The organism is Nocardioides okcheonensis, from assembly GCF_020991065.1.
Classification (GTDB): Bacteria; Actinomycetota; Actinomycetes; order Propionibacteriales; family Nocardioidaceae; genus Nocardioides; species Nocardioides okcheonensis.
Genome location: NZ_CP087710.1, coordinates 1,197,685 through 1,209,935, shown reverse-complemented (window position 1 = coordinate 1,209,935; position 12,251 = coordinate 1,197,685). Strand labels below are relative to the sequence as shown.

Below are 12,251 nucleotides of genomic sequence, written 5' to 3'. Positions count from 1 at the left end.
CCCGGTCAGCGCGACCGGCGCCCCTGGACGAGGTGGGCGACGAGCGCGGCCACGCCGACCACCAGCGCGAGCCGCAGCGCCAGCCCGGACGTCCGGGCCATCGCGTCGGCCGCGCCCGGCGGGGCGAACGCCGCGGCGACCACGCACGCACCGAAGGCCAGGAGCACGGCTCCCACCAGGCGCAGCGGCAGTGACAGCCGACCCAGCACCCCGCGGGCCCAGAACCGCATGCCTCGCGGCGCCTGCCGGGCGAACCAGCCCACGAGCAGCCCGACCACGGCGAGGTGGACGAGCCCCGTCACGGCCCGCGCCCACCACGGCGCCCCGGTGGCGAGCTGGAGGCGCACCACCGTCAGCGCCACCAGGGTGGGCCAGGCCAGTCGCACGCCGAACCGCAGCACGAGGGTGTCGAGGTTGCGGTGGACCACCTCCTCCTGCGGGATCCCGCTCGCCGCGGCGCGCAGGTGGCGGGCGGTGCGCCCGACCCGCAGGCCGCGGTCGAGGTCGATCTTGGCGAGGTTGTTGTGGAGGTAGGGGTCGTGCGGGTCGATCCGCAGGCCCTCGCGCAGCACCCGCCGGCCGGCGCGGCGCCGACCCGTCGCGGCGAGGGCGAGGCCGAGCACGCTGTGCGCCGAGGTGGCCCCCGGCGACAGCTCCAGCGCCCGCGTGGCCGCGTCCCGCGCCTCCTCGGCGCGGGGCGGGCTCACCCGCAGCAGGGCCCAGCCCAGGATGTGGTGGGTGGTCCAGTCGTGCGGCTCCAGGCCGACCGCGGACCGGGACGCCTCGACCGCCTCGTCGGCCCGGTCGTCCCCGACGAGCGCCCACGCCAGCGCGACGAACGCGTCGGCGCGCTCCGGGTCGGCCGCGACGGCGCCGCGGGCGGCGTCCACGGCCTCGGCCCACCGGCGCTGCCCGGTCAGCGCGTGCGACAGCGCCACCTGGGCGGCCGCCGAGGAGGGGTCGCCCGCCAGCGCCCGGCGGGCCTCGGCCTCGGCCTCGACGGGGCGGCCGAGCTCGAGCAGGGCCGTCGCCCGCTCGACGAGCGCCTCGGTGTCCATCGGGGTGCGCGTCGTCCTCAGCGCTGCTTGCGCAGCCACTTCGCCAGGTCGTCGTACTCCCCGGAGGCGTTGGCGTAGAGCGCGACGTTGCGCGCGGTCTCCATCCAGGGGCCGATCGACGGCCGGACCTCGGCGAGCGCGGCGTCGAAGTCGGCCATCTGGATCATCCGGACCTGCCCGGTCTCGACGGAGTCCATGAGCGCGTTCTCCGACGCCGACTCGCACAGGTGGGCCAGGTCGGCGCCGCTGAAGCCTGCGGTGGCCTTCGCCAGCCGGCGGGTGTCGATCCGCTCGACCGGGCGGTCGCGCAGGTGCGTGCGCAGGACCGCCTCGCGCGCGTCGCGGTCCGGCGGCAGCACCAGCAGGGTCCGGTCGAGGCGTCCGGGACGGCGCAGCGCGGGGTCGACGTCCCACGGGTGGTTGGTCGCGGCGAGGACGAAGACGCCCTCGTTGTCGGAGCCCACTCCGTCGAGCTCGGTGAGCAGCTGGTTGACGGTCGTCCGGGCGCCCGACGAGCGGTTGAGCGAGCGCTTGCCGCCGATGGCGTCGAGCTCGTCGAGGAAGAGCACGCACGGCGCCGAGCTGCGGGCGACCTCGAAGAGCTCCTTGACGTTGCGCTCGCTCTGACCGATGTACATGTCGAGCACGTCGGCCAGCGACACGTGCAGGAACGCCGCGCCGAGCTCGCCGGCCACGGCCTTGGCGAGGAACGTCTTGCCGCACCCGGGCGGGCCGTAGAGCAGCAGGCCGCCGCGCATCGACTTGCCGTAGAGCGTCCGCAGCTCGGGGTTGCGCAGCGGGGCCAGGAAGCCGGCCTCGAGCCGCTTCTTCACCTCGGTCAGGCCACCGACGTCGGCCAGCCGCACGCCGGCGCGCTCCACGTCGTACGCCGCCGGGCCGGGGTCCTCGGTCGTGCCGTCGACGAACATCGGTCCGACGCTCGCCCCGACGTCCGACTCGGCCGCGTGCCAGTCGAAGGGCTGCCGGTCGGTCGGCTGCGGGCGGCCCTCCCCGACGTCCCCGACGTCCCCGACGTCCCCGGCGGGGCCGGAGGCCGGCGCCGGGGGAGCGGGCGTGCCCATCGCGCGGCCCATCAGCGCGAGGGCCTCGGTGGACCCGGGGTCGGCGGCCAGCACGGTCGCGACGTGCGCCACGGCCTCCGGGCCCCGTCCCGCGTCGACGAGCAGCCCCGCGAGGTGCAGCCGGAGGGTGAGGTCGTCGGGTGCGGCGCGCACGGCGGCGGCCAGGCTGTCGATCAGGCGCTCGTCCACGCCGCCACCCTAGGTGCCGCTCAGCGACCGCGCGCCAGGCTCACCGCGGCGTAGCCGACCCACCCGACCACGGCGACGACGCCGACGACCTGCAGCAGGCCCACGAGCGCGAGCCCGGAGGCCACGGCGACCTGCTGCGGCGCGAACGCGAGGAGCAGCACGCCGGCGGTCAGCAGCGTGAGCAGGCCGAGCAGGTAGCGGCCCTGCCACCTCGTGCGCCACCACAGGCCCCGGCCCCACCGGGTGACACCGGCGGGGAGCCGGTCGCGCAGCCGTCCGGCCAGCACGGTGACCACTGCGAGGAACGCCGCGCCGCTGAGCGCGCGGCTCCACCACGGCGCCTCGTTGGCCAGGAGCACCCCCAGCACCACCGCCGCGCCGCACATCGCCCAGAGCAGGCGCCTGGCCAGGACGAGCAGCACCGTGTCCAGGTTCTGGCGCACCCGTCGTTCCTGGGGGTCGACGCCGACCGCGGTCCGCAGCAGACCCGCCGCGGAGCGCAGCCGGCCCCGGTCGAGCTCGGTCGCCGCGAGGTTGTTCTGGGCGAGCGTGTGCTGCGGGTCGAGGGCGAGCGCGTTGCGGAACGCGGTCCGCGCCGCCTCGTGGTCGCCGAGCCCGTCGAGGCAGAGGCCGACGAGGTTGTGGGCGTCCGGGCTGTGCGGTGCCAGGTCGACGGCCCGCAGCGCGGCGCCGTAGGCCTCGCGGGTGCGGGGGCGCCGCTGGACGAGCAGCGCGCGGGCGTGCTGGTAGTGGGAGGTGACGTCGTGCGGCTCGAGGCGTACGCCGTGCTCGGCGGCGGCGATCGCACCGGGGCCGTCGCGCCGGTCGACCAGCACGTCGACCAGCAGGTGGTGGGCCGTGCCGCGCTCGGGCGCCAGAGCGAGCGCGGCGCGGACCGCCTGCTCGGCCTCGTCCAGCCGGCCCTGACGCTGCAGCGCCCGGCCCAGCCCGAGCAGGGCTGTCACCGACTGCGGATCGGACGCGAGGACGTCGCGGAAGCGCTGCTCGGCCTCGGCGTCACGGCGCAGCTCGAGCAGCCTCTCGGCGTGCGCCAGTGCCCGCCAGTCCTCGTCCACGGCGCCCATCCTGACAAACTGGCGCGGTGACTGCCCGCGACATCGTGATCCTCGGCTCGACCGGCTCCATCGGCACCCAGGCGCTCGACCTGGTCCGCGCCCACCCCGACCGGTTCCGCGTGGTCGGCCTCACCGCCGGCGGCAGCAACCGCGAGCTCTTCGACGCGCAGGTCGCCGAGTTCCGCCCGGCCTTCTCCGGGCTGGGGGAGGAGGCGTCCACCGAGGCCGCCGGCCGGGAGTGCGACGTCGTGCTCAACGGCATCACCGGAGCCGTGGGCCTGCGGCCCACCCTCGCCGCCCTCGACGCCGGCACCACCCTCGCGCTGGCCAACAAGGAGTCGCTCATCATCGGCGGCCCGCTGGTCAAGGAGCGCGCCCGCCCCGGGCAGATCGTGCCGGTCGACTCCGAGCACAGCGCCATCGCGCAGAGCCTGCGGGCGGGGTCGGCCGAGGAGGTGCGCCGGCTGGTGCTGACGGCGTCGGGCGGGCCGTTCCGCGGCCGCACGGCCGCCGAGCTGGCCGGCGTGACGCCCGCGCAGGCGCTGGCCCACCCCAACTTCGCGATGGGCCGGGTCATCACCACCAACTCCGCGACCCTGGTCAACAAGGGCCTGGAGGTGATCGAGGCGCACCTGCTCTTCGACGTGCCGTTCGAGCGGATCGACGTCGTCGTGCACCCCCAGCAGCTGATCCACTCGATGGTCGAGTTCGTCGACGGCGCGGTCGTCGCCCAGCTCGGCCTGCCGACGATGCTGGTGCCGATCGCGCTGGGCATGGGATGGCCGGACCGGGTGCCGGACGCCGAGACGCCGATCGACTGGACGCGCGCCGCCGACTGGCGCTTCGAGCCGCTCGACGACGAGGTCTTCCCCGCCGTCACGCTGGCTCGCCGGGCGGGGGAGCGCGGCGGGACCGCCCCGGCCGTCTACAACGCCGCCAACGAGGTCGCCGTCGACGCCTTCCACGACGGCCGGCTGGCGTTCCCGGGGATCGTCGCCACAGTTGCCCGGGTGCTCGACCTCCACGACGTACCATCGAAGCAGCACCTCACCGTGGACGACGTCCTCGCCGCCGACGCCTGGGCGCGCGCCGAGGCCGCGGCCCTCATCACCTGACAAGGACCCCTCTCATGACAGCCCTGCTCTACACCCTGGGCGTCGTCACGTTCGTCGTGGCGATCCTGGCCTCGATCGGGTTGCACGAGTTCGGTCACCTGGTGCCGGCGAAGAAGTTCGGCTGCAAGGTGCCGCAGTGGTTCATCGGCTTCGGGCCGACGGTGTGGAGCAAGCAGATCGGCGACACCGAGTACGGCGTCAAGGCGATCCCGCTCGGCGGCTACGTCAAGATCGTCGGGATGCTGCCGCCGGGCGCCGAGGGACTGGTCGAGGAGACCACCTACGACGAGGACGGCGAGCCGGTCCACAAGGTGCGCCGCTCCAACACCGGGATGTTCACCCAGCTGATCTCCGACGCCCGCGCGGCCGAGTGGGAGTACGTCAAGCAGCACGACACCGACCGGCTGTTCTACCGGCTGCCGTGGTGGAAGAAGGTCGTCGTGATGGCCGGCGGCCCGATGGTCAACATCGCGATCGCCTTCGGCCTGTTCGTCATCCTCTTCGCCACCTACGGCAACCCGCGCGACGAGGTCGTCGAGCCCACCGTCGCCGCGGTCCCCGAGTGCGTGATCCCCGTCGCGGAGCAGCGCACCACCTGCACCGCCGACGACCCGGTGAGCCCGGCGGCCAAGGCGGGCATCGAGCCCGGCGACGAGATCGTCAGCTTCAACGGCACCCCCTACACCGACTGGCAGAGCCTGCAGGCGCAGATCCGCGACAACGCCGACGGCGACGCCGTGATCGAGGTCCGCCGCGACGGCGAGCTGCTCACCCTCGAGACCAGCACCACCGTCACGCTGCGCCAGACGTCGCTGGAGGACCAGACGCTGACCGAGGTCGGGTTCCTCGGCGTGCAGCCCGCCTCCCACCTGCAGACCGGTGGCGTGCTCTACACGGCGAAGCAGATGGAGTCGATGACCGTCGAGACGGTCCAGGCGCTGGTGCACCTCCCGGTGAAGGTCTACGAGGTCGGCCGCGCGGTGGTCGGGCTGCAGGAGCGCGACCCCGAGGGCCCGATCTCGATCGTCGGCGGCGGCCGGTTCGCCGGTGAGGCGGCGGCGAGCGAGGCGTTCCCGCTCACCGACAAGCTGGTGACGCTGCTCTTCCTGATCGCGAGCTTCAACTTCTTCATCGGCATGTTCAACTTCGTGCCGCTGCTGCCGCTCGACGGCGGCCACATCGCCGGGGCGCTCTACGAGGGCCTCAAGCGGGGCGTGGCCCGGCTGCGCGGCCGGCCCGACCCGGGCCACGTCGACGTCGCCCGCCTGCTCCCCGTCGCGTACGTCGTGGGCCTCGCCATGCTGGTGATGGGCGTGGTGCTGATCGTCGCGGACCTCGTGGTGCCGCTGCACATCACCTGACCCCACCAGTCCGCCGCCACCGCTCGGGGGATGCCCGCTCCGGCGGCGGCCCGCGGGGCGCCGGGCCGTACGATGGAGGCATGACCGTCGGCCTCGGCATGCCCGCCCTCCCGCCCCCCGTCCTCGCGCCCCGGCGCAAGACCCGCCAGATCCAGGTGGGGTCCGTGGGGGTCGGCAGCGACCACCCGATCTCGGTGCAGTCGATGACCACGACGCTGACCTCCGACGTCAACTCCACGCTCCAGCAGATCGCCGAGCTCACCGCCACCGGGTGCGACATCGTGCGCGTCGCCTGCCCGAGCCAGGACGACGCCGACGCGCTCCCCGAGATCGCCCAGCACTCGCAGATCCCGGTGATCGCCGACATCCACTTCCAGCCGAAGTACGTCTTCGCCGCGATCGACGCCGGGTGCGCGGCCGTCCGGGTCAACCCGGGCAACATCCGCAAGTTCGACGACCAGGTCAAGGAGATCGCGAAGGCCGCCAAGGACCGCGGCACGTCGATCCGGATCGGCGTCAACGCCGGCTCGCTGGACAAGCGGATCCTCGACAAGTACGGCAAGGCCACCCCCGAGGCGCTCGTCGAGTCCGCGGTGTGGGAGGCCAGCCTCTTCGAGGAGCACGACTTCCACGACTTCAAGATCTCGGTCAAGCACAACGACCCGGTCGTGATGGTGCGCGCCTACGAGCTGCTCGCCGAGGCCGGCGACTGGCCGCTGCACCTCGGCGTCACCGAGGCCGGACCGGCCTTCCAGGGCACCATCAAGTCGGCCGTGGCCTTCGGGCACCTGCTCAGCAAGGGCATCGGCGACACCATCCGCGTCTCGCTGTCGGCGCCGCCGGTCGAGGAGGTCAAGGTCGGCCTCCAGATCCTCGAGTCGCTCAACCTCAAGCCGCGCCGCCTCGAGATCGTGTCGTGCCCCAGCTGCGGGCGCGCGCAGGTCGACGTCTACAAGCTGGCCGAGGAGGTCACCGCCGGCCTCGACGGGCTCGAGGTGCCGCTGCGCGTCGCCGTCATGGGCTGCGTCGTCAACGGGCCGGGCGAGGCCCGCGAGGCCGACCTGGGCGTCGCGTCGGGCAACGGCAAGGGCCAGATCTTCGTCAAGGGCGAGGTGATCAAGACCGTTCCGGAGTCGAAGATCGTCGAGACCCTGATCGAGGAGGCGATGCGCATCGCCGAGGGCATGGAGGCCGTCGAGGGCGCGGAGGCGTCGGTCACCGTCAGCTGATCCCCGCGGGCGTCCCACGCCCGGGCCCCACGTGGGTAGGCTCCCCACGTGCTGAGGACCCGCGAGCTGGTGCGTGTGCTGGGCCCGGCCGACCGGGACCGCTTCATCGAGCTCGCCGAGCAGGACCCCGTGGTCAACGTGTTCGCCGACTACCGCGCCCGCCTCACCAACCTCGACGAGCGCTGGCTCGGCGGCCAGGTGTGGGGCCGGTTCGTCGGTGAGGACCTCGTCGCGGGCTGCCACCTCGGCGCCAACCTCGTGCCGGTGCAGTGCACGCCCGACGACGTGGGCGCGTTCGCCGACGTCGCGCTGCGCCGACGCGCCTCCGTGGGCACGATCGTCGGGCCTCACGACGTCGTCGCGGCCCTGTGGGAGGAGGTCGAGGCACGCTGGCAGCGCCCGCGCGAGGTCCGCCGGAACCAGCCCCACCTCGAGATGGCCCGCCTCCCGGACGTGGCCGCGGACCCCGACGTACGCCTCACCACCCCGCGCGACCTCGACGTGCTCTACCCCGCGTGCGTGGCGATGTACACCGAGGAGGTCGGGGTCTCGCCGGAGAACGACGCCGGCGGCGGCGACCTCTACCGCGCACGCGTCCAGCAGCTCATCGGGCGGGGCTGGTCGATGGCCAGCTTCGACGAGCAGGGCGTGGTGTTCAAGGCCGAGGTCGCGTGCGCCACCCCGCACGCCGCCCAGGTGCAGGGCGTGTGGGTCCGCCCGGACCGTCGCGGCGAGGGCCTCGCCACCCGCGGGATGGCCTCGGTGGTGCACCACGTCATCGGGGCGGGCGTCGCGCCGGTCGTGTCGCTCTACGTCAACGACTGGAACACCGCGGCTCGCGCGACCTACGCGCGCGTCGGCTTCGAGCAGACCGCGACCTTCGCGACCGTGATGTTCTAGCTGGGTCCTCCCCGCTCGTCGTGGGCACGAGGACGCACTCGAACGGCAGTCCGGATGTCGGGGCGCGTGCTGCCCGCTCGGGCACACGTGTCCGACCTGTCGCCCTTCGCCCAACAGCTCGAGGGCAAGATCTCGGACACGTGTACGACGCTCCGGCGCCGCACGTGCGGCGGTTCTCGCCCTCGAAGTTGCCGATGCGGGACCACATCCGCCGCACGTGCGCTCCCGGGTTGCGTCCGCCGGCGGCAGCACTACGGCCTCAACTTCGACGAAGGGACGCTGGGCAGTGCGGACGCACGGGTCGCGGCAGATCCGGACGTTGGCGTCAGTTGTCGAAGGCAGACCGTCCCCGGGCGATCTGGCTCGCCGTGTCGGCTCCTGACCATGTGAGCCATGGTTCGTCGCCGGACTTGGGGACGACGAGGGCACCGTTTCCGGTAAGCGCATGGGTTACCTCGCCTGCGTCGAGGAACGCGCGGCTGTTGTAGGAGAACGCCCATGCGGTGTCGTACTCGTCGACGCCCGAGATCATCCATTCGCCCGCGGCGAACTCGGGGTAGAGGGAATTGAGCAGCGAGACAGCCACTCGGCGCGCGTCATCCTCGGTCATGGGTTCGAGGCTACCGAGCGTCGACGCTCTGGGCGTTCGCTCATCTCGGCAGATCTGCGTACACCATCAGCGGCAGATCCGGACGTTCGTCGGGTGGGGGTCGAGAAGGCAGTCGCGGCTAGCATCACTTCATGAAGAGGACCGCAGCGGTCGTGGTGGCGCTGCTGGTCGCGCTGTCCGTCATTGCGTTGGGCTCGGCTCTGGCCAGGGACACTGGGCCGAGCGTGGGCTCTGGAAGCGGAGGTCCTGGTGAGCGCGCCCGTTACCTGCGTCTCGATGAAGGCCGCTCTGGCACCGTTGCGGTTTCTCCCGGAGACAAGGTCGAGGTGTGGTGGCGTGGCCCCGACGGATCGGACTGGTCAGCCCCTGAGGTGATCGACGGCGGGGCGGGCCATTACTTGATCGGGACGAGTGTCCGGCTGGCGGGGACCACCTTGGCGATCCGGGCGACGTACAACACCGTCGCTCCCTGGGAGGACGAGGTCGATGAACCGGGTGTCGCCACGAGCGTGTTCGTCGTGTGCCGGCCGGGTTCGTGCGTCGTTAGCGACCACTACGAGCACGTGCAGGAGCCTCCGTGCCGCGTCGGGTCGTGCCTGACCAGCCGGCCCACCAACAAGGGCGTCGTGCAGGTGCCCGAGCTCTCCTCCGATGGTGGTCAGGTGTTCTTCGGTGCCACCGAGCGCGGATACGTCGTGTGGACCCGTGACGGTGGCCTTCGCAACCTCGCGCCCGTGAACCTGCCCGCCGGGAGCGCGCCGGGTGCCCCGATGCTGGCTCCGGACGGCACCCTACGGGTGGTGGCTGGACGTGCGGAGGACGGCGCGTGCCGGTTGAAGCTGCTCACGACCCCACCGGTCGAGGCGTCCACGAGTGCCCTCCGCTTCACGGAGCAGGCAACAACGACGGCACCTACAGAATCGGGGAACTGCGCCACCACGTTGGAGGCCTTCACCAGCGACCAGCTGCTGGTGCACACCGATCGCGCGGAGCCGTCGTACCTGGTGCGCGTCGATGACCGGTGGGAGGCGACCACCAAGGACCCGACCGGGATGGTGCGCTACGTCCCTCGGCCCGGACGACAGGCCGCCGGCAGCACGGTCAGGACGGGGTACTGGCACTGGCGAGAAGTGCTCACAGCCTCCCCGGACGGACGGCGCCTCGTCGCCCAGGTGCACTTCCCCGGTCAAGCCCGTTGGACCGAGCCTGTGACTGTCGCGGTGGCACCCCGCGGACTCAGATGCTTCGAGATCGCCCCGACCTCGACCCCGGCCGACGAACCCTTCTACGTGTCCATGCGCTGCCGCTCGCGTCCCTCACCGCAGGCCGAGTGGACCTACGTCGGATTCCACGCAGTCACCGAGGACGGCCTGACATGGGCTTCAGCCTTCGGCGACCAGCTGCCCACCCGAGTCGGTGAGGATCTGTTCTTCGGTGGCTCACCCGCCAACCGCTGGACGCCCGAGGAAGGACTGCGCCAAGCGGGTCCAGCAGTGCCGGAAAACAGCCGGACGTTCCAGGTCGACGACGGCACCCTCGTCCTGGTTTCTGCCAAAGCGGACGGTAACCGGTGCCGGCTGGTGGTGCGAGTGGCAGAGCCTCCGGATACCGAGTGGTCTGCGCCTCTGCCTAACCCCGATCCGTTCGTGCCTGCAGGCGAGCAGTGTCGTCCGGTCGGCCAGTACGACGGGCGGGTGGTCAGTCTTTCCTTCCCCACAGCCGTCGAGTGGCTCCCCGCTCGGGTGACGAGAAGCAACGGCCACTGGGTGGTGACAGAACGCCGCAGAGCAGGGTGACGTGGCACAGCCCATCTGCAGTTCCGCGCGCTCATCGCGGCAGGTCCGGTCGTTCAGTGAGACTTCTCGTGCTCGCAAACCCAGGCTCGTGCAGTCTCCGGGTCTGGCGATGGCAGGGAGTCCGTAAGGCAAACGCCGCAGCGGGCGAAGTGTCGCCCCGACTCGCCCCAGTGATGGACGTCGCCCGCCTTGACCCAGTCCGGTGACCAGTCGACCTCGAAGGCGTGGAGAAGGTCCGAGGTTACGCCCTGCACGAGCAGGTCGATTGTCTCCTCGCTGAGTGCGAGGTCGAACATGCCGTTCGTGACCTGCAATTCGGTCTTCACGTTGTGTTCCACCAGTGGAACCACGCGCTGTGCTCGTTCTGCGGCCAGGCGATCTCCAGTCATAGCCGCATCGTGACACGACCGGACATCGGCAGATCCGCTCGAGCTGATCGCGGCAGATCCGGACGTTGACCGCGTCCAAGCCTGCGGCGCGGTGTGCCAGTATCGCGCGGAGATGCCTGACCGCGCCGCATGACGAGATCGTGAGATGACGATGGTCTACAACCCCACTGGCCGAACCACCAAGTACTTTGCTTGGTGGGCTGCGACCAATGCCATCGCAGCAGTGGTCATCGGGATGGTTGCCGCCGGAAGCGACGGGTCTACCAGGGTCATCGCACTGGTGGCAGCCGTGGGCTTCGCAGGGATCGCCGCCGCGAACCTCTTCGCTATCGCGAAGTTGCGACGATCACCCAACTAGACCTTGTGAATGGGTTGCCACGGGCATTTGCTCATCGGCAGATCCGCGCACCATCAGCGGCAGATCCGGATGTGACCACCCATGGTCTCGTCCGGGCTTAGAGTTCGACCGGTGGAGGACGAGACCCGTACGCCTACCGGTTGGCCGCAGGAGAACGATGCCACGGGTCCGCCGCCCAACACTGCGCCTCTCGCTGTGATGGGGCTCGCGTTCGGGGTGCTGAGCGCCATTCTCGCGCTGACTGTCTACCTGACCATGTTCGCTGTGCTCGGAGCCTTAGTGGCGCTGGTGCTGGGAGTGCTGGCTCTGGGTGACGAGCGGAGTCGAGGCCTCGGCATCGGCGCGATCGTGATGGCCGTCCTTGCGATGGTCTGCGCAGCTGTCGTCGTTGTTTCCCTGTGGTGATTCCTGACCTCCAGGCGACAGCGACGATGCGCACCTCGTCTGTGACGGGCGCGCTGATCGCGGCAGATCCGGACGCTTGGTGCAGCGTGATCGCTTACGCTGCCAGCCCAGTCCGCCAGAAGAGGGCAACCGCAAAGATGCTTCGGACCCGTGACTCAGTCGCGTACGTCGCTGTGTTGGTCGGTGCGCTGTGCGCGCTCTCGGGCTGTGCGGCCATTGGAGACGGCTCCGACGACGCTGCGGCTGTCCCCGATGCGGCTACCAAGACCGTGAACTGCTTGGTCAACAGTGGCAGCGTGTCTTCGAGCAAGCCCAACGATCCTTGCGCTGAGTTCGCCGAGGATGGCTCAGTCGAGGAGCAACCTTGCGACGAGATCTGGCAACTCGGCTCTAGCTTTCCCGCGCCCTACTACGGGTGCGCGACGGACGATGGTCACGAGGTGTTCGACCTCGGAGTCGAGTGCGAAGACCCGTCCTTGGACGGTTACTGGCTCTACGACGACATGATGGCAAGGCAGGGAGGGCCCGTCGTAGCGTCGAAGGTTGCACTGCTCGACAGTGGCCACCCCGCTTGCTAGCAGTGTTGGGCACGTCGCGGCCCATCCGGATCCTGGTAGATGCGGTCGCGCTGATGGCGGCATGAGCGGACGTTCGTCAGCCCCGGCGACGCACCCTGCTATCCA

At 71.4% G+C, this 12,251-nt stretch carries 13 protein-coding genes; 8 read left to right on the top strand and 5 right to left on the bottom strand.

Annotated elements, in window-relative coordinates; translation table 11 throughout:
• Nucleotides 1–5: 5 nt before the first annotated feature.
• From LN652_RS05695 to LN652_RS05685, 3 genes are read right to left on the bottom strand one after another with little or no spacing between them, the layout of a single operon-like run.
• Entirely contained in the window at nt 6–1,058 is a 1,053-nt protein-coding gene (locus LN652_RS05695) for a tetratricopeptide repeat protein (RefSeq protein WP_230443717.1), read from the bottom strand.
• A 17-nt stretch (nt 1,059–1,075) separates the two neighbouring features.
• The gene (locus LN652_RS05690) at nt 1,076–2,329 is read right to left on the bottom strand and encodes an AAA family ATPase (RefSeq protein WP_230443716.1); all 1,254 of its coding nucleotides are present in this window, start codon (nt 2,327–2,329) and stop codon (nt 1,076–1,078) included.
• A gap of 20 nt (nt 2,330–2,349) precedes the next feature.
• Complete coding sequence (locus tag LN652_RS05685; RefSeq protein WP_230443715.1) at nt 2,350–3,405, bottom strand: tetratricopeptide repeat protein; 1,056 nt, start codon at nt 3,403–3,405, stop codon at nt 2,350–2,352.
• Nucleotides 3,406–3,431: 26 nt separating this feature from the next.
• Here LN652_RS05685 and dxr point away from each other — a divergent pair, with 26 nt between their 5' ends.
• The 4 genes from dxr to LN652_RS05665 all read left to right on the top strand — a co-directional run bounded on the left by dxr (nt 3,432) and on the right by LN652_RS05665 (nt 8,010).
• Nucleotides 3,432–4,520: a 1-deoxy-D-xylulose-5-phosphate reductoisomerase gene (gene dxr / locus LN652_RS05680; RefSeq protein ID WP_230443714.1), complete on the top strand. Its 1,089-nt coding sequence runs from the start codon at nt 3,432–3,434 to the stop codon at nt 4,518–4,520.
• A 14-nt stretch (nt 4,521–4,534) separates the two neighbouring features.
• Nucleotides 4,535–5,881, top strand: a complete 1,347-nt coding sequence (locus LN652_RS05675; protein WP_230443713.1) for a M50 family metallopeptidase — start codon at nt 4,535–4,537, stop codon at nt 5,879–5,881.
• A gap of 80 nt (nt 5,882–5,961) precedes the next feature.
• Nucleotides 5,962–7,110, top strand: coding sequence for a flavodoxin-dependent (E)-4-hydroxy-3-methylbut-2-enyl-diphosphate synthase (gene ispG / locus LN652_RS05670; RefSeq protein WP_230443712.1), 1,149 nt, complete (start codon nt 5,962–5,964; stop codon nt 7,108–7,110).
• Between the two features lie 48 nt (nt 7,111–7,158).
• Complete coding sequence (locus LN652_RS05665; RefSeq protein WP_230443711.1) at nt 7,159–8,010, top strand: GNAT family N-acetyltransferase; 852 nt, start codon at nt 7,159–7,161, stop codon at nt 8,008–8,010.
• 325 nt (nt 8,011–8,335) lie between these two features.
• Here the strand turns inward: LN652_RS05665 and LN652_RS05660 are convergent, their stop codons facing one another.
• Nucleotides 8,336–8,620, bottom strand: coding sequence for a YrhB domain-containing protein (locus tag LN652_RS05660; RefSeq protein ID WP_230443710.1), 285 nt, complete (start codon nt 8,618–8,620; stop codon nt 8,336–8,338).
• Nucleotides 8,621–8,751: 131 nt separating this feature from the next.
• On the opposite strand from LN652_RS05660, the gene LN652_RS05655 reads away from it, so the two are divergent.
• A complete protein-coding gene (locus tag LN652_RS05655) occupies nt 8,752–10,416 on the top strand; it encodes a hypothetical protein (RefSeq protein ID WP_230443709.1) in 1,665 nt (554 codons plus the stop codon).
• Between the two features lie 53 nt (nt 10,417–10,469).
• Here LN652_RS05655 and LN652_RS05650 read toward each other — a convergent pair whose 3' ends face one another.
• Entirely contained in the window at nt 10,470–10,754 is a 285-nt protein-coding gene (locus LN652_RS05650; RefSeq protein WP_230443708.1) for a hypothetical protein, read from the bottom strand.
• A 196-nt stretch (nt 10,755–10,950) separates the two neighbouring features.
• On the opposite strand from LN652_RS05650, the gene LN652_RS05645 reads away from it, so the two are divergent.
• From LN652_RS05645 to LN652_RS05635, 3 genes are all read left to right on the top strand, one after another.
• Nucleotides 10,951–11,163 (top strand): hypothetical protein, encoded by a 213-nt coding sequence (locus LN652_RS05645; protein ID WP_230443707.1) that lies wholly within the window; start codon nt 10,951–10,953, stop codon nt 11,161–11,163.
• Between the two features lie 111 nt (nt 11,164–11,274).
• The gene (locus tag LN652_RS05640) at nt 11,275–11,568 is read left to right on the top strand and encodes a hypothetical protein (protein ID WP_230443706.1); all 294 of its coding nucleotides are present in this window, start codon (nt 11,275–11,277) and stop codon (nt 11,566–11,568) included.
• Nucleotides 11,565–12,146, top strand: coding sequence for a hypothetical protein (locus LN652_RS05635; RefSeq protein ID WP_230443705.1), 582 nt, complete (start codon nt 11,565–11,567; stop codon nt 12,144–12,146). Before LN652_RS05640 ends, LN652_RS05635 begins: the two co-directional genes overlap by 4 nt.
• The last annotated feature ends 105 nt before the right edge of the window (nt 12,147–12,251 follow it).